Source organism: Clostridium sp. CS001 (genome assembly GCF_020443565.1).
Lineage (GTDB): Bacteria > Bacillota > Clostridia > Clostridiales > Clostridiaceae > Clostridium_AD.
In genome coordinates, this window is the sequence record NZ_JAIZZN010000002.1 from 26,834 (window position 1) to 43,952 (window position 17,119).

Here is a 17,119-nt window from a genome sequence, read left to right on the forward strand (position 1 = left end):
GAAATTACTACCCTGGGTTCTTTGAGAGCGTGCCTGTGGCTAAGCTCACTTGCTACCTGTTAAATCATCATCTGACATACTGCAATATTAACTAGCTATTTACCAGGTTATGATATAAAATGTAGATAAAGGGATGGACAGCTAGCTTAAAAGTACCACCTACCTAAAAATTAAAAAGGGGACCAATTATGAGAAATAAAAGAATTTTTTCTATTGTACTAAGTGCTATGATTTCATTTGGCGCTACGTTGCCCAGTTATGCACAAAATGCTGAAGTTAAAAGCATTACTGCAAATTCTGCTAGTGTAGAGGGTAACCTAGCAAATGAAAATAATGCTAAAATTTCAAAGGATGACGCGAAAAAAATTGCAAAAAAGGCTTTAAGTGATTATTTGGATATTACAATTGATGAAACACAGTATCAAACTAATGTAAACTTTAGTCCTAATTATAGGTACGCGACTGCTAATAAAGATTACATTTGGCAGATATCTTGGAATTCAAACAGCCAAAACAAAAGTGTTAATATCAATATTTCAGTAGATGCTAATTCAGGAAAAATTATTAACATTGATAATTACACATATAATAATAGTCAGTCAGTGGCATCTGCAACATTAACAGAAGATAAAGCTAAAGAAATAGGTGAAAGTTTTTTAAACAAGATAAATTTACAAGAGTTTCCACAGTGCAAGCTGATAGAAAGTTCTGAGATCAATAACGGTATGAGAGGAGATCTAACAGGGTATAATTTCACTTACTATAGAACAGTAAATGGCATTCCTTTTTTAGGAAACTATTTAACTGTAGGCGTTGATGGAGTTACAGGTAAAATATCCTCATATAGTATTATGTGGAGTGATAGCCAGGTTCCCGAAATCCCAAAGGATGTTATTTTACCACAAGATAAAGCAAATCAGATTTTAAAGGATAATTTAAAGCTTCAACTCAAATATATACTTGTTAGAGATGAAAATGGAATGAGTGGTTCAACTCAGAATTTAAAGCTTGTATATATGATTGATTCATCAACAGGAACTAATATTGATGCAAAAGACGGAAAGATGTTAGATGTGTACAATACAGAATTGGCACAAAAAAAGGTAAGGAATTTAGATGCAACTCAGAAAAAAGCTTTTATAGATAGCTATAAACCACTACAGAAATTGTCTAAGGAATTGGACAATAATTCTGCTGAAGCAATAATGAAACAAATAGTTCAAGAGATATATGGGGATAGCTATGATATTCAATCTATAAATTATCAAAAAGGTAATATAGGCTTTGGACCTACTGTAAATTGTTGGTCAGGGCAATTTAATAAAAAGGGTGTAACTAACGGTTTTGGGGATCAAGGTAATGTACAGATAGACTCTTTAACAGGTCAACTTATGTCTTTATATAAATATAATCCTTATGGTGACATGACAGGTGCTAGTGATGTTACTGTGCAACCTAAACTTACTTGGGAACAGTCCTATGATAAGGCTATATCAATAGTTCAAAAGTATTTGCCAGATAAGGTGAAAGATATGAGTACTGAGCAAACTTATTTTCCAAGTACAAGTTATTATAATAACATAGCTCAAGTTGATAGAAATTATGGATTTTATTTTAATAGGTTAATTAATGGAATATCCTATCAAAACGATAATATCAGTATTCAGTTTGACACAATAACCGGTGAGATAACTAACCTAAATAGTTCATGGGCAGATAATTTTAAAATACCTTCAGCAGCTGGAATTATGAGCGCTGAGGATGCACAAAAAATATTTTTTGCAAAATATACTCCTAAACTTGCATATTTACTTATCAATACAAGTAAAGATCTAAAGAACCCAGTTATGGAAGCTAAACTTGTATACAGCCTAGAAAGTGGGATGCAATATAGCCAATTTAGTAACATAGACTCAACTACAAGAAACTTTGTAGATTATAATGGACAAGAAATCGATAATAACTTTACAGCTTTTAAAACAAAGATTAAAGGAAGCCCTCAAGAAAAAGAGTTAAATCTCTTAGCTTCCCAGAGAATAATTAGTACTAAGGATTTTGATTTAAGCAAGAAAGTCTCTAGACTTGACTTAATAAAGATGCTTGTTAATGTAAAAGGGTACAGATATTATATGTCAAATGATATAGAAGATCTTAAAATAAATTATGGTGGAGAAAAAGGCGATGAAACATATAATTATTTGCAGCAGGCAGTTTCCTATGGAATATTAGAAAACTCAGGGGACTTTAAGGGAGACGAAATAATTACAAGAGAAGAAATGATTAAATATATTGTAAAACTTGCAGGCTATGATAAGCTTGCTAAGGCAAAAGACACTTTTATAGTTAAATACAGTGACGCAAGTGATATAACTCCAGAAAATCTAGGCTATATAGCTATATCTAGAGCTTTAGGATTTGCTAATGCTACAGATAATAAATTTAAGCCAAAAGACAAAGTAATAATCTCAGATGCAGCTGTTTCTATATATAAAGTTTTAGATATCATAAGAAATAGCAGAGGAAATTAAGAATTCAATCGTTTAATCTATAAAATAAAAAAATATTGAGTTCTCAATGTATACACAAGAGAACTCAATATTTTTACTTAGACTTTGCTAATATTTCTTCCATACTTTTAAATCCCTTATTTATAGACTCTTCTGGTTTTTAGTTATAACGCCAATAACTACAACAGCCATGAGAGATAGCAAGAAGAAACTGTTTCCAGTTTCTTCTATGGGGTCTGGACAGCCATCTAAAGAAAGGAAATAAAATGGATGCATGGCTAGAATAACCTGGTTGATTAAGATTAAAATGAGAATAGATTGAGTAGGAATATTTATTGTGAAGCTTATTTTATTTAAATTTATTAGATTGAAGATGCGACCCCATTGTAAAATATGGAAGCGTATGCGGACAGATTTTACTTGCTAAAAAAGGTGGTGTAGGAACTACTACAATTTGCTATAATAGTATTAGGCAGATAAAGTTAGGTTATATATTATTTTAAAATTGAAATAGGGAGTGATTAAATGAGTCCATTAGCTAAAGAAATAATAGAAAAGTTAAATAAAGAAAAAGATTCACGAGTATTAGGAGAAGTATTGGACTTTTATGAGTATTTGAAGCAGAAAAAAGATAAAGAGTTACAAAAAAAATGGGCGGATATTGATGAAGATGAAGCAACTGAAGATGAGAAAAAATCATATCAACAATATAAAAATTTGAATGAACAAGTTATTCCTTTAGAAAATTTAATGAAAGAACTAAATTTAGATGAACAATAATTATAATATACAGTTGACCAAGAAAGCAGAAAAGTTTATTAACAAACAAGATAAAGATATACAGAAAAGAATTATTAAAGGAATTATTGAACTGCCTGAAGGGGACATAAAAAGATTAAAAGGTATGGTTGAAACATATAGATTAAGAATTGGAGATTTCAGAGTTTTATTTGAGAAGAATGACAAAGAAGTTGTAATTGTTGTAATTGATGTTGGAAATAGAGGACAGATTTACAAGTAGCTAACTTCCAGCATCGCAGATGATGATTTAATGAAAATTTATGGGAATTGAAACTTAGTTCAAAGATAGCGAGGAGAACTGCTGAAGTAATTCGGTGGTTTTTTCGTCGTTAAAATACAATTGATGAAATTACTAATAGCAAGTGAGTCCAGTAAAGCATGTCATCACTTGCTAGAATCATCATCTGCGAAGCTGTTCATCTTCCTCGAAGCTGAAATATTGACAACTTTGGAAGCAGATTTAGACTGTAACTAAAGTAACCTTTCTAGGATATTACAAGTCGATGATTTACTACTTTACAGTTACCTTACAGGTAGATGTTTTATCACTTCCATCGGATGCATTGCCTGTGATGGTTGATGTTCCTTTTGTCATAGCAGTTAACTTGCCATTTTTATCTACAGCTGCAATTTTTGTGTTGGAAGATTTCCAAGTCACGGTCTCTGCCGTAGCATTCGTAGGGGCTATCGTTACTTTTAAAACGTATGTTTTTCCTTTGACTAAGGGGAGTGAAGTTTTGTTTAGGGTAATGCCAGTTACTTTAACAGTAGTAGTCATAACGAGGATTTGGGCTGTTTGGTCGGGTCGGTTAATCTGGTTGGTACCAGCTATAAAAAGATTCTTCTCGGATAAACCATATTTTTTGAGCAGTGAATCGTATGCTGGCTTGGAGATTTTTTTCTTATTCTGATAATAATCGGGGTTCTCAGGGTCTTCATTATATGATAAAAATTAGATGATTCAATGATTTTTCCGTTTTTAATTTCTAGGATATGATACTCACTCGTTAAACCATGACTGTAATCTATCAAATTGTTATTTGATGAAAAAAAATGTATCCCTGTGCATACATTTTGTCGTATGTACGAAGTTTTTCCTGGTAAATGTAAAAGAACCGATAGATTTTCACTCCGTCTTCACGTATTTTTTCGGCGACCATTTTTTTGATACCCTCACCATTTATATCGTCTAAGAAAAGCTGCAATATGTAATTGTAAGTGCTATTAATGAGATGATTTCAGACATGTGTAATGATGCTCAAATTGACAGAAAAAACATTTATGAGATTTCTATTGCAGCAAATTGCACAATGATGCATTTTCTTTTAGGCGTTGATGCAACGTCTATTGGAAACTCGCCCTATGCACCAACATTTCTAAAATCCAAGAATATATTAGCCAAAGACATTGGGCTTAAAGCAGCTGAAGGCGCAAGGCTATATTGCCTTCCATCAGTTTCAGCCTACATAGGCGCAGATATTGTTGCCGGTGTATATGTTTGTCAGCTACATAAAGCAGAGGAAAACATTTTATTTATAGATATTGGAACCAATGGAGAAATAGTTTTATCAAACCATGGGAAGCTATTATCTTGTTCCTGCGCTGCTGGGCCAGCCTTAGAGGGCATGAATATTAGTTCAGGTATGAGAGCAGCGGAAGGCGCAATTGAAGATTTGTTGATCACTGAAAGTGGGATTGAAATTAAAGTTATAGGAAACCAGCAGCCCATAGGATTATGCGGAAGTGGTATATTAGCTGCTGTGAAAGAGTTGATTCGCACAGGCTTTGTGAAAAAGAATGGAGCATTCATAAAAAAAGAAGAATTACAGGTATCAGATTATCGCTATAATATGATACAATTAGCAAAAGGAGCTATTCTTTCTGGTTTTTATGCACTGATAAAGCAAGCTGACATTGATATGAGTAAACTTCATAAGGTTATGATTGCAGGACAATTTGGAGCTCATTTGCCAGCTGATAGTTTAGTGGGAACAGGTATTTTACCAGAAGAGATTAGAGAAAAATTAGTATATGTAGGAAACGCCTCTAAATCGGGAGCATATATGGCTTTTATGTCTTCTAAAGTAAAAGAGGAAATTGAAGAATTAGCTCATAAAATGGATTATATGGAACTAGGCGCATCAGAGGGGTATGAGAGACTTTTTGCGAAGTGCCTTCAATTCTAGGAATCCGGGGGTAGCTACCATCACAGATGACTATATAGAACCTGAAAATGATCCATGGATGCTATAAGAATATCAATATAAGAGAAATTTAGAAAACAACTCATTGCTAGGCTAGAGAATTTTTCTCTAGCCTAGCAATAAGTTATTTGCACAGTATTAGAGAATAAAGGAGGTCAATATGACAAAGCATAATATAAATTTTATGAGTTTTGAAAAAGTTTATCCATTGTATATAGCGAAAGCAGAGAGAAAAGGCCGTACAAAATCAGAAGTTGATGAAATTATCCTTTGGCTTACAAGATATACTAAAGAAGAATTGGAAATGCAATTGGAAAAAGAGGTAGACTTTGAGACCTTCTTTGCCCAGGCTCCACATATGAACCCATCAAGAGAGCTAATTAAAGGTGTAGTCTGTGGTGTAAGAATAGAAAATATAGAAGAACCAATTATGAAGGAAATTCGATATTTAGATAAATTAATAGATGAATTAGCAAAAGGAAAAACCATGGAGAAGATTTTAAGATACTAAATGCAACCTTAGAAATATTGCACCTTCATATGTTATACTAAATAGAGAGAGGGGTGTATTTTATGAATAAAGGCAATTTAAACCATAATGTCCAAGTTATATATTTTTCACATTGTGGAGGTCCTCTTCCAATGCTGGATGATCCCTCACATGAAAAAATGATTGAATTTATGAAAGATCTCCCACAAAAAATCACGAGACCGGATTCAATTGTTGTAATCAGTGCTCATTGGGAGGAAGATATAGTTACAATTCAAAGTGGAAATCAACCAGGTCTTGTCTACGATTACTCAGGATTTCCAGAAGCATCATATAGTATTAAATATCCATGCAAAGGAAATCCTGATTTAGCATTAAAAATATCTGGATTATTTAGGGAAAGTGGTATTGCACATCGCATGGACAACAACAGACCTTATGATCATGGTGCTTATATACCTTTGAAGATGATGTATCCAGATGCGGATATTCCTGTCTTACAGATTTCACTAAATCATAATCTTGATCCACTTATGCATCTTAATATTGGGAAAGCACTAAGACCTCTACTTGGAGAAAATATACTAATTATTGGTTCGGGCTTTTCATTTCATAATATGAGACGATTTGACTTCGATGGAAGGAGCATAGAAGATTCGTTTAATAACGAGTTTCAAGACAAACTCATTGAAATTTGCTGTAGTGAAAAAGATTATGAAAAAAGGATGGAGTACTTCATTAATTGGGAAAACATTCCTAGTGCCAGGTACTGTCATCCTCGGGAAGAACATTTATTACCCTTATTAGTTTGTGTTGGACTATCTAAAGATGTGGGGACTAAAGTATTTGACGACTATATTTTAGGGAAAAGAGCTACAGCATTTTTATGGCAATAGATATATACTAAATGACAAACAATGGTGGGGCCATACTCCCACCATTATTTATTTTCCTTTAAATGTAGAAGATAAATCATGAATGCAGATATCATGGTAACCGAAAATACTAGTGGCCATACAAATTTTACACCGAGATTTTCTATGTATCCACCCATAATTAATGGTCCGATAGCAGAACCTGCACCTGTTATTATATTTAACACTGAGTTAAATCTGCCTCTATGAGAACTTGGAGCATGGTCTGCGATGTATACACCCATATTTGTTGCATTAATGATTTCTCCAATTGTCCAAATAATAGTTGTAATTACAAATAGGGGATAAACCTTAATGAAAAAATTCAATCCAAAACCCACAGCAAAAAACACACCTGATATGGCTATGTTAAACAGCGGTTTATTTTTCTTCGTGAGATAGACGATTATGGTTGTCATTGTCACAACCATAATACCGTTTGTAAAATATAACCCTCCCATAAGCTGCGCTGCGCTGTCCCCGAAGAGCTCTTTTAGCTGAAGGGGTGTACTGAAATTTCCTTGGGAATATGCAAAGGAATATACCGAGGAGCATAGTGCAAAAGCCAAAACTGCAGGTTTTTTGAGGAGTATTGAAAACACACTTCCAACCTCTGCTCTTTCGTCTTCAGATATTTCTTCCTCATAAAGGATATTTGGTTTAGTTTCATCTACAAAAAAAATAACTAAGAGCATAGTTAGTAAGATTGCAGCAGAATTTCCAATGAAGGTCCATGAAAAATAGTTTTTATAAAGAAATGCAGCTAAAATAGGTCCAACTGAGAATCCAATATTTATCCCAAGATACAAAAGCGAAAAGGCAGCTTTTCTATTACTTGAGTCCGTCAAATCAGCAACCATGGCGCTATTTGCTGGTTGAACAGCACTAATTGCTACCCCTGCCAGAATTAAAAGCCATGGAATGATTATCGAGTTTCCTAGGAAGGCACAGGGCAAAAATAAAAGTGCGGCTATGGTTTGGAAAATAATCATGACCTTTTTTCTTCCTATAATATCACAGAGCTTTCCACCTAATAATCCACCAGGAATGTAGGATAAGGCAGAAAGTGAAACAAACATGCCAGCTTCTTTAGCTCCAAGGCCAAGCTTGTCCGTCAAAAACAGTGTTAATAGTGGGAAAACAAAACTACCCATACTATTTATTATTCTTACAAAAAATAAAATATATATTCCCCTTGGTAGCCCTGAGTAGGATCTTAGAACTCTTGGTAATTTCATATTTTTACCTTCTTTCACGTTACGTTAACCTAATGTTACCAAGGTATTTTCAAAGAGTCAACGAGATTTTTTTCAAGTATCACTTTACTTAGGAAATATTCACTCAATAAAAGAGGTTCCGACTTTTTAAATATACTTAAGGGATACAACACAAGAAGCAATTAGAATTTGCTATAATTGTCTTAAGTATGATAAAATCATGTCAATAAAACGTAGAGGAGATTACCATGCATAAAAATAATAAATGGAGCAATTGGTTAATAAAGATTTTTACAATTTTAACTTTATTCGTATTAACAGGATGTGAAGCAACTCAAATAATAACTCCATCTGAGATGCCTAATACAAATATATCAATTCCTAAAGAAGGGACACCTGTAAGTCCAGTTCAAAAGGAAGAAACGACGATTAAAACGCAGGCCACTTCAGTTCAAGTAAAGAGTGGACAAAATTATTCAACTAAGGATGAAGTTGCAGCGTATATTCATGAGTTCAAGGAGCTGCCACCTAATTTTATTACAAAGAAAGAAGCTGAAAAGCTAGGATGGGATAATTCAAAAGGAAACCTTTGGAAAGTAACTGACAAAAAGTCTATTGGTGGGGACAGTTTTGGTAACATGGAAGGTTTATTACCGAAAGCAAACGGCCGCAAATATTATGAATGTGATATCAATTATAAGGGGAGTTACCGTGGAGCAGAAAGAATAATATATTCGAGTGATGGTCTTATTTTCTACACTAAAGATCACTATAAAAGCTTCAAAAAGTTATATTAGAGAGGGATTAGATATGAAAGAAATTCGATTAAACGGAAATAAAATGCTAGATAAAGCATCAACTCATGATTATTTAAAACAAAAATTGGATTTACCTGATTACTATGGAGAAAATTTAGATGCTTTGTGGGACTTACTTGTAACAGATTTTTCCCCGAAAAAAATTACAATATATAGGCCGGCAGTTATAATAGAAAATTTAGGTCCTTACGGGGAAGCTATCATTAATTTGTTTCAAGAAGTAGTGAAAGAAAATGAGTATATTATAGTTGAAATAGAAGGGGACAAGGGGATATGATACCTTGTCCCTAAAAATACAAAAATTTAATTCAAGGAGTGACAATAAGCATGAAAACTAAGGTATATTATATAATGGATACAATGTGTGGATGGTGTTATGGAATGAGCGGTTTTATAACTGAAATACAAGAAAAGTATAAAGATGTTTATGATTTTAACCTATTGCCAGGGGGAATGCTTATTGGTGATGATGTTATAAAAGTGGACGCTAGTTTTAGTGATTTTCTGAAAGATAGCAATAAGAAAGTTGAGAAATTAACTGGTAAGAAATTTGGAAAGGCATATAATGAAAATGTCATAGAAAAAAAGTCTATTATTCTAGATAGTCTATCCGGTGCAAAAGCAGTGGTTATAATTCAAAAACTAAAGAAAGAAGTAGCCTTTAGTTTTCTGAAAAAAGTTCAAGAAGCGTTTTTTGTAGAGGGAAAAGATATGAATAATTTAGATGGGTACATGGAAATTGCTAAAAGCTTTAATATATCAGATGAGGAATTTGAAAAAGAATTTAACTCAGAAGAAATAAGACTAGAAACTTTTAAATGCTTTGAAATGGCAGGAACCATGGGTGTAGAAGTATTTCCAACTGTTGTGGTAGAAGAACTGGGCAAGGCTACTATAAAATCAAAAGGATATAGTAATTTTGAGGAGCTAGACAGAATTTTTGCTTCTTTGAAGTCGTAGTACATAAGGAAGTGAAGGAATGTTTTCCATATTAGTGGTAGAAGAAGGTAAAAATTTAAATAAATTGATGGGTGAAAAACTAAAGAATGAGGCCTATCAGGTATTTTCAGCCTTTGATGGCGAAGAAGCGTTGGAAGTATTAGATTTGAAGCACATCGATTTGATCATCAGTGAAATTATGATGCACTGACGGTGACAATGAAAGAGGAAATCCAGGAGCTGCCACCAAAAGAGTTTTATTTGATCTTTAAACTACTTAGTTATCCCAACAATATTTTTACAAGAAAAGAATTAATGGATGAAATTTGGGGTATGAATATAGAAATCGACGACAGAACGGTTGATTCTCATATCAAGAAACTAATAGCAAGAAGAAACTGTTTCCAGTTTCTTCTATAGGGCCTGGACAGGCGGCTAGAAAAAGGTAATAAAGAAAAGCGTGGCTAGGATTACATATTTGGTTAAGATATTGGAGGTGTTCCTTCTTCGTTTGCTACAACTACATCGATTTGGATTAGAGCTTCTTTTGGTAAAGCTGATACTCCAACTGTTCTTCTTGCTGGAACACCGCTTGGGAAGAATGCTTTGTAAGCTTCATCTACAGCATCAATGTCTGCGATGTTTTTAAGGAATACATTTACTTTAACCACATCTTCCATAGCGTGGCCGATACTTTCTACAATTGCCTTGATGTTTTTTAAGCACTGCGTAGCTTGCTCTTTTATACTAACAGCTACCATTTCACCAGTTTTTGAATCTATAGGTAATTGGGCTGAAATATGATTGTAATGAGAGAAAGCTACAGTTTGTGTAGATAGAGAACTTCTTGGTGCATTTTCTGTATTGTTTGCTTCTATTATAAGTCCATGCCTGTCTTCAACAGCTTGTGGAGGTGTACCATCTCCGTGTGATACCACTGCTTCAATTTGCACCAAAGCATCCATAAGTAAAGCTGAAGCTGCAATTATTGTCCTTGCAGGCATATAGGCTACAGCCCTTGCGATAGCTGAGTCTGGAAAAAATGTTGTATAAACTTCGTTTACGGCTTCAGTATCTGATAGATTTTTAAGGAAGATATTAATTTTAACGATATCATCAAAAGGAACATCGATACTTTCTAAAATTGCCTTGATATTCTTTAAGCATTGCGTCGCCTGCTCTTTTACGCCACCAGTTACCAGTCTACCAGACTTTGGATCAATAGGTAATTGAGCAGAAATATTATTGTAATGAGAAAAAGCTACAGCTTGAGTAGATAAAGCACATATTGGAGCATTTGCCGTGTTATTTGTAAGCTTTATGAGGTCGCCTGCTTGTGGTGCGTTTGGAATTGTACCTTCACCGTTTGAAATAAGCACTTCAATTTGCACCAAAGCATCCATAGGTAAAGCTGCAACTGCAACAACCGTCCGTGTAGGAACATAGCTTAGGAAAAATGTTTTATAAACTTCGTCTACAGCGTCAATATCTTTGATATTCGTAACAAATACAGTAATTCTAACAACGTCGTTCATAATATGGTCAATGCTGTCTAAAATTGCCTTAATATTTTTAAAGCACTGCTTGGCCTGCTCTTTTATACCACCATCTACTAATTTACCGGATTTTGGATCAATAGGTAATTGAGCTGAAAGATTGTTGTAATGAGAGAAAGCTACAGTTTGTGAATATGATCCGTTACCTTTTGGTGCATTTTCTGTATTTCTTGCTAATACTGCATTATAGTTGCTCATAATAACATTCCCCTTTTAAATAAATTCATTAATAGGAAAATTTTAATCTATGCTGCAAGAATTGTCAATAAATTTATAAGAAAATTTCAAATATTGAGAATTTATTCAATATTGTTTTCTCAATTATAAAACTTACCTCCTTTACATTTATTGATAAAGCTATGTTGAATTAGCGGAAGATATACCAGAGGGCACAGACAAACTTCAATGTTTAACTTTATTATATGTAGTGTTTAAGAAGTTTAAAGATAAATTATTAAGAATAACAATAAAGGAACTTGCTGATTATTTTAGCCAAGTGATTTAAATCACATATTTATGCATTTATAAAAGATATAATGAATGCATAGAAAGAACTTGATGAGACAATAATAGTTGTTAGTAAAAAATTATTTAAAAAAAACCAACAAAGGTTCTAAAGAAGTAATCTTAAACAAAAGTAATTTTAATAATATAAAAAATAAGTAGAGGAGAAGTGACAAATATGAAAGAATTAATAAAAAACATTGAAAAAGCGAAGGCGGTAGATTTTGATAGTTTAGTAAGTTGTAAAGAGGGACAAATAGAAACTGTTACACTGGCTCAAAAAAAGGGTATGGGACTTACAACTTTAGCATTTGGAAAAGGTGAAGGTGTTGGACCGCATGCTGCTAAAGGAGATGCTTTAATTTATATACATCAAGGTGTTGCAACTGTAAAAATTGGAGAAGAAACAATTGAAGCAACTAAAGGACAATTTGTATTAATGCCAGCTAATATTCCACATCAAGTAACAGCTAAAGAGGATATGAAAATGCTTTTAGTAGTTGTTAAGGAGGACTAACATATGAAATATTTCAGAAATATTAAACCATTTGAACCTATTGTTATGAGTGATATGATAGAACACACAGGTAACAAAATAGCAAGCAAAGCGCTAATAGATAATGAGCATACGGAAGTAAGATTTTTCTCATATCAAAAGGGTGAGAGCATAGATAAAGAATATTATGAGATGGAAACACTATTCATTATGATTGAAGGTACTGCAAAAATTTTATATAATGAAAACGATGAGATAATAATGAACAAAGGTGATATTGTGGCAATGGAGTCAGATATAAATTATGGAGTAGAAGCAGTCACTGATGTAAAATTATTTAATATATTAGTAAAAAATTAAATAGAATTATGATTATAATAAGGAACATCCATAGATTTGTGAAAATCATATCTATGGATGTTTTTTACTTTATTTTTGCTAGATAATAATGAAAGAAGTATCAAAATCAGGTATATTATTTATTATACTAAAATTGTATTTGGCCTATTATAGTATTGCAATAGAAAGAAATATGATATACAATTAGATTATATAGTAATACTAATGCGATAAATGTATAACACATTGCACTATAACTGTATATTATATTATAAAATGAATTATGGAGGCGTAATAATGAGCAATATTAAGGCTAATAGTTTTAGGGTTCAGGAATACGATGTAAAAAATTTTAAAGGGTTTGCAGAAGTAAATAATTTAAACCATGCTGAAATGGTTACAACTTTAGTAAATGCATTCGGCTTATCAACAATTAAAGATGAAATAGTTAATATCGCAAAAGAAGATAAAAGTGAATTGCAGTATGAATTAATTGAATACGAAAATAGTTTTATATAGTTAGTATATACTAAAGCATCAATGCATTTTATGTATTGATGCTTAAATTTTTTTCATTTCTCTTATCTACATTATCAAGATAGTTAAAATGTATAGACTTCATTGAAATATATATACTATAAAATAGATTGTATAAGAAGGAGGCAAAACAAATGAGTAAAGTACTATACATTAAAGCAAATGCAAAATTAGAGGGTGAGTCAAGAATCTTTAAAATCTCTGATAGTTTTATTGAGGCATATAAGCAGAGCCATCCTGCAGATGGACTAGATGTTATTGGTAATGATGTTAGTGCTATAGTAGGGAATGCAATCAAAGAAGCTAAGGAGAAAGCTAAGAGTTTTTAAAAATAGAGGCTACCTCATATATAAGGGATATAAATATGGATTTTATACAGATAAATATAGGGTTATAGGAATTAATCAAATCATCATCTAGTGATTTTAAACATACGTTCGTATAATAATATTATTTTGGTAAATAATATTATTATGTAAAACAGTAGAAAGGTAGGGTGTCTATGGACTATAATAAAATAGAAGACGCAGTGTTCAAGAAAGCCATGGAATTTTTCAAAGACAATGCAGTTAAATTTTTCGGCATCAATACAAAGATTCTAGCACCAGCAGAAACAGAAATTAAAAACATTGAAATTAAGACAAATCATACAGATTATTTGTTTTATACTGAAGATGGTGGCTATCTACATTTTGAATTTCAAACTACGGATAAAAGAGAAGATATAAAAAGATTTTTATATTACGATGCATCACTATTCTATAAGGAGAAAAGAAAAATAAGAACAGTTGTTATATATTCTGCCGACATAGATGACGTAGAAACCTTTATTGATGCAGGAAGTATAAAATATGAAGTGGAAGCTTTTTATATGAAAGATTTAAATGGTGATGAAAAACTGGAATTATTAAGAGGTAAGATTGAAAATAAAGAACATCTTACCGGTAATGATATTTTAACATTAAGCTTTATACCACTTATGAGTAGCAAGGAAAGTAGAAGCAAAAGGGCTCTTCAAAGTATTGAACTAGCAGATAACATACCCGAAGGTAAAGAGAAAATTCAGTGTCTAACGTTACTATATGCATTGTTTGAAAAATTTGGAGATAGAATGTCAAAAACAAAATTCAAGGAGGTGTTTGGTGTGACAGAGATAGGAAGAATGATTAGAGAAGATGGTATAAGAGAAGGTAAGGCAGAGGGCAGAGCTGAAGGAAATGCGGAATTAATAATTAAACAATTAACGAAAAGATTTAAGAAAGTACCTATGGAGTATGTAGAAAAAATAATGAAGTTACCTCAAATCACTATAGATATAATAGCTATAGATATATTTGATTTTGAAAGTATAAACGACTTAGAAAAATACCTTTAAAGAGCACTATCGACAAAAACTGTTTAAGAGGATGTATTGGGATAGAATTTTTATGAATATTAAGTGAGCGGCGATATATATATGCCAACCATAGCAAACATAAACTGGAAAGAAAAATGCTAAAACAGTTTACACTGATAGTAATGAAGTTGTAGTAGCATAAAAGATAGTGCCGAATTTAATTTCGGCACTATTTTTATGCGAAGTTCATAGGTTCATCTACCACTATTAATATAAAGAACGCCAAGTGATTGTCCCTTTGCTTAGAAATATATCAATAAACCTTAAATTTTTTAAGAAGGTTAAAAATGAAGTTTGAGAAATAATAATAGAAAATATTATAAATTGCTGAAATTAAAAATAATATTGCTATCTGAATTATTATTGCTCCTGGAATTTTACCGCCCAAAACAGGTATGCCTATGCCATAATTCATAATACTTAATGTGATTGTTAGAACAAGAGAACTTAAAAACCAAATAATAGGCTTAATTTTGGTATAATAACTACACATTCCAAGTGAAAGCCCAATAATTCCGTTGGTACATAAGAAAAACAGTCCTTCATGTATACTTAAAAGCATAACAAGCATACTTGCTACAAAATATGATAAAACACCAGCTTTAGGATTTATCCTTGAGACAATATAAATAGGTACAGCACTAAATATAGTCAAAAATACAAATACCTCCGAAAACAAAACAGGTAATGCTTGAAATAACGCTGCTAGTACTGCAAATAATGCTCCAATCACAACAGTCTTGGTGTTAATCATTATACTCCTCCAATAACTTAATCATATAATAAATAAAGCATTATGTATTATATGATTTTAAACTATTTTCCGTTACAGTTATTCACTTATTTTAGTTTGATGTGGAACCATCCTTATACTTTTAGAATATACTGTTATGTATACTAATCTTGAAGGAGCTTTTCAATGATAAAGGAAGAGCAGCAATCCATTCCACATATAACCACATCTTCTGGTGAAGCAAGTGTATCAGAGTCCTCTAGTGAGCACAAAGAAAAATATGAAAGAAAACTTAACCCTTCAGACATAAAATTACCCTTAGGATATGAAATTGATGTATTCGCACAAGATTTAGATACCCCAATAAGTATGGTCTTTACGGATAAGGGGGAAATGCTGGTTGCGGACGCTGGAGTTATTTCTGGAAGTGGTAAAGTTCTTCGCCATACAAGCGATGGTTTTAAAATAGTTGCAGAGGGCTTTAACCCTCCAGTAACAGGTATTAACTATCTTAATGGAAACATTTATGTATCTCACAGGGGATATATAACCATAGTTAAACCTGATGGCACGAAGCAAGATATAATTTCTGGTCTACCTAGTTTGGGTGATCATCATAACAATCAAGTAGTTTTTGGACCTGATGGGAAAATGTATTTCGGGCAAGGAACGGCAACAAATTCTGGTGTAGTAGGATTAGATAATAGTTGGGTCAAAAAGCATCCATTTTTTCATGATTACCCCGGGTCTAACTTAATTCTAAATGGTGAGAACTTTGTAACTGAAAATATTCAAACTGCATCACCAAATGATTATACTTATACTGGCGCATATTCTCCCTTTGGTGTACCAAGTATGCCATGCGAAGTAGAAAAAGGAATTACAAGAGCCAGCGGAAGCATACTTAGAGCAAATATTGATGGTTCAAACCTTGAACTTTTAGCCTTTGGGCTTAGAAATCCCTTCAGGTTAAAATTTGACAGGTTTAATAGATTATTTAGCACAAATCATGGTGCGGATGTTAGAGGAAGTAGACCTATTGACAATTCTCCAGATGAGTTCCAGTTAATTATGCCTGGAGTATGGTACGGCTGGCCAGATTACACAGGAGGGCTTCCAGTAATACTACCAATATTTAAAGCTGAAGGTAAAGCTCAACCTAGATTTTTAATTGCTAACCATCCAATGCTTCCTCCAAAACCCTTTGCACTGTTTACTGCACATGCTGCAATAATGGGTTTTGATTTTAATTATAATAATGAGTTTGGCCCTTATGGAGATGCTTATATTGCTGAATATGGCAGTGAAGCTCCAGAGACCACAGGAGGCAAACCACTTCCAGGAGTAGGTCATAGAATATCAAAAATTAATATGAGTACAGGACAAATATCTACATTTGCTATTAATAAATCTGGTTTTGCAGCTTCTTACACTGGTGCTGGAGGGTTTGAAAGGCCTATTGATGTAGTATTTGGACCTGATAAAGCTATGTATATATTAGATTTTGCGGTTACTCCTGAAGATGAGCCTGATGAGTTTCAACCAAAGACAGGGGTTATATGGAAAATACAAAAAACAGGGGTACCTATTTAGGTGCTCTTATTGCTTTATTGGTGCTACTTTAGGTACACTATAAATTTATAGTTATTATAGACAAGAATTAGTTGA

General features: G+C 32.8%; 20 protein-coding genes and 1 pseudogene. 17 read left to right on the forward strand and 4 right to left on the reverse strand.

The genetic code is table 11. The features are described 5' to 3' along the window. Positions 1-188 precede the first annotated feature (188 nt). The 3 genes from LGK97_RS01845 (at position 189) to LGK97_RS01855 (ending at position 3,528) form a co-directional block, all read left to right on the forward strand. Positions 189-2,528: a YcdB/YcdC domain-containing protein gene (locus LGK97_RS01845; RefSeq protein ID WP_226258037.1), complete on the forward strand. Its 2,340-nt coding sequence runs from the start codon at positions 189-191 to the stop codon at positions 2,526-2,528. A gap of 504 nt (positions 2,529-3,032) precedes the next feature. Next, positions 3,033-3,287: a hypothetical protein gene (locus LGK97_RS01850; protein WP_226258038.1), complete on the forward strand. Its 255-nt coding sequence runs from the start codon at positions 3,033-3,035 to the stop codon at positions 3,285-3,287. Between the two features lie 13 nt (positions 3,288-3,300). After that, positions 3,301-3,528 carry a type II toxin-antitoxin system RelE family toxin gene (locus tag LGK97_RS01855; protein ID WP_264174952.1) on the forward strand — a complete coding sequence of 76 codons (228 nt, stop codon included), beginning with the start codon at positions 3,301-3,303 and terminating at the stop codon, positions 3,526-3,528. A 291-nt stretch (positions 3,529-3,819) separates the two neighbouring features. Here LGK97_RS01855 and LGK97_RS01860 read toward each other — a convergent pair whose 3' ends face one another. Then, positions 3,820-4,086 carry an Ig-like domain-containing protein gene (locus LGK97_RS01860; RefSeq protein WP_226258040.1) on the reverse strand — a complete coding sequence of 89 codons (267 nt, stop codon included), beginning with the start codon at positions 4,084-4,086 and terminating at the stop codon, positions 3,820-3,822. A gap of 421 nt (positions 4,087-4,507) precedes the next feature. Here LGK97_RS01860 and LGK97_RS01865 point away from each other — a divergent pair, with 421 nt between their 5' ends. From LGK97_RS01865 to LGK97_RS01875, 3 genes are all read left to right on the forward strand, one after another. Further along, positions 4,508-5,494 (forward strand): ASKHA domain-containing protein, encoded by a 987-nt coding sequence (locus LGK97_RS01865; RefSeq protein WP_413228411.1) that lies wholly within the window; start codon positions 4,508-4,510, stop codon positions 5,492-5,494. A gap of 178 nt (positions 5,495-5,672) precedes the next feature. Next, entirely contained in the window at positions 5,673-6,023 is a 351-nt protein-coding gene (locus tag LGK97_RS01870; protein ID WP_226258041.1) for a DUF2200 domain-containing protein, read from the forward strand. A gap of 62 nt (positions 6,024-6,085) precedes the next feature. Beyond that, positions 6,086-6,898: a DODA-type extradiol aromatic ring-opening family dioxygenase gene (locus LGK97_RS01875; protein ID WP_226258042.1), complete on the forward strand. Its 813-nt coding sequence runs from the start codon at positions 6,086-6,088 to the stop codon at positions 6,896-6,898. A 44-nt stretch (positions 6,899-6,942) separates the two neighbouring features. Here LGK97_RS01875 and LGK97_RS01880 read toward each other — a convergent pair whose 3' ends face one another. Next, positions 6,943-8,172: an MFS transporter gene (locus tag LGK97_RS01880; RefSeq protein ID WP_319001543.1), complete on the reverse strand. Its 1,230-nt coding sequence runs from the start codon at positions 8,170-8,172 to the stop codon at positions 6,943-6,945. A gap of 209 nt (positions 8,173-8,381) precedes the next feature. Here LGK97_RS01880 and LGK97_RS01885 point away from each other — a divergent pair, with 209 nt between their 5' ends. The 5 genes from LGK97_RS01885 to LGK97_RS19905 are packed head-to-tail and all read left to right on the forward strand — an operon-like array spanning position 8,382 to position 10,310. Beyond that, positions 8,382-8,930: a ribonuclease domain-containing protein gene (locus tag LGK97_RS01885; RefSeq protein WP_226258043.1), complete on the forward strand. Its 549-nt coding sequence runs from the start codon at positions 8,382-8,384 to the stop codon at positions 8,928-8,930. Between the two features lie 13 nt (positions 8,931-8,943). Then, positions 8,944-9,228 carry a barstar family protein gene (locus LGK97_RS01890; RefSeq protein WP_226258044.1) on the forward strand — a complete coding sequence of 95 codons (285 nt, stop codon included), beginning with the start codon at positions 8,944-8,946 and terminating at the stop codon, positions 9,226-9,228. A gap of 50 nt (positions 9,229-9,278) precedes the next feature. Then, the gene (locus LGK97_RS01895) at positions 9,279-9,911 is read left to right on the forward strand and encodes a DsbA family protein (RefSeq protein WP_226258045.1); all 633 of its coding nucleotides are present in this window, start codon (positions 9,279-9,281) and stop codon (positions 9,909-9,911) included. A gap of 19 nt (positions 9,912-9,930) precedes the next feature. After that, positions 9,931-10,101: a response regulator gene (locus tag LGK97_RS19900; protein WP_319001544.1), complete on the forward strand. Its 171-nt coding sequence runs from the start codon at positions 9,931-9,933 to the stop codon at positions 10,099-10,101. A gap of 8 nt (positions 10,102-10,109) precedes the next feature. Then, on the forward strand, positions 10,110-10,310 hold the full coding sequence (locus LGK97_RS19905) for a helix-turn-helix domain-containing protein (protein ID WP_319001545.1): 201 nt from the start codon (positions 10,110-10,112) through the stop codon (positions 10,308-10,310). 62 nt (positions 10,311-10,372) lie between these two features. Here LGK97_RS19905 and LGK97_RS01905 read toward each other — a convergent pair whose 3' ends face one another. Continuing rightward, on the reverse strand, positions 10,373-11,644 hold the full coding sequence (locus LGK97_RS01905) for a RidA family protein (protein ID WP_226258046.1): 1,272 nt from the start codon (positions 11,642-11,644) through the stop codon (positions 10,373-10,375). A 484-nt stretch (positions 11,645-12,128) separates the two neighbouring features. Between LGK97_RS01905 and LGK97_RS01910 the strand changes: the two genes are divergently transcribed. From LGK97_RS01910 to LGK97_RS01930, 5 genes and pseudogenes are all read left to right on the forward strand, one after another. Further along, positions 12,129-12,467, forward strand: a complete 339-nt coding sequence (locus tag LGK97_RS01910) for a cupin domain-containing protein (protein ID WP_226258047.1) — start codon at positions 12,129-12,131, stop codon at positions 12,465-12,467. Positions 12,468-12,470: 3 nt separating this feature from the next. Continuing rightward, positions 12,471-12,806: a cupin gene (locus tag LGK97_RS01915; RefSeq protein WP_226258048.1), complete on the forward strand. Its 336-nt coding sequence runs from the start codon at positions 12,471-12,473 to the stop codon at positions 12,804-12,806. Between the two features lie 276 nt (positions 12,807-13,082). Then, on the forward strand, positions 13,083-13,304 hold the full coding sequence (locus LGK97_RS01920; protein ID WP_226258049.1) for a hypothetical protein: 222 nt from the start codon (positions 13,083-13,085) through the stop codon (positions 13,302-13,304). A 152-nt stretch (positions 13,305-13,456) separates the two neighbouring features. After that, a pseudogene (locus LGK97_RS20015) lies at positions 13,457-13,621 on the forward strand (FMN-dependent NADH-azoreductase); the annotation flags it as partial. Between the two features lie 203 nt (positions 13,622-13,824). Beyond that, on the forward strand, positions 13,825-14,697 hold the full coding sequence (locus LGK97_RS01930; protein ID WP_226258050.1) for a DUF4351 domain-containing protein: 873 nt from the start codon (positions 13,825-13,827) through the stop codon (positions 14,695-14,697). 274 nt (positions 14,698-14,971) lie between these two features. Here the strand turns inward: LGK97_RS01930 and LGK97_RS01935 are convergent, their stop codons facing one another. Next, the gene (locus LGK97_RS01935; RefSeq protein WP_226258051.1) at positions 14,972-15,472 is read right to left on the reverse strand and encodes a hypothetical protein; all 501 of its coding nucleotides are present in this window, start codon (positions 15,470-15,472) and stop codon (positions 14,972-14,974) included. A 165-nt stretch (positions 15,473-15,637) separates the two neighbouring features. Here LGK97_RS01935 and LGK97_RS01940 point away from each other — a divergent pair, with 165 nt between their 5' ends. Beyond that, on the forward strand, positions 15,638-17,044 hold the full coding sequence (locus LGK97_RS01940) for a PQQ-dependent sugar dehydrogenase (protein WP_226258052.1): 1,407 nt from the start codon (positions 15,638-15,640) through the stop codon (positions 17,042-17,044). The last annotated feature ends 75 nt before the right edge of the window (positions 17,045-17,119 follow it).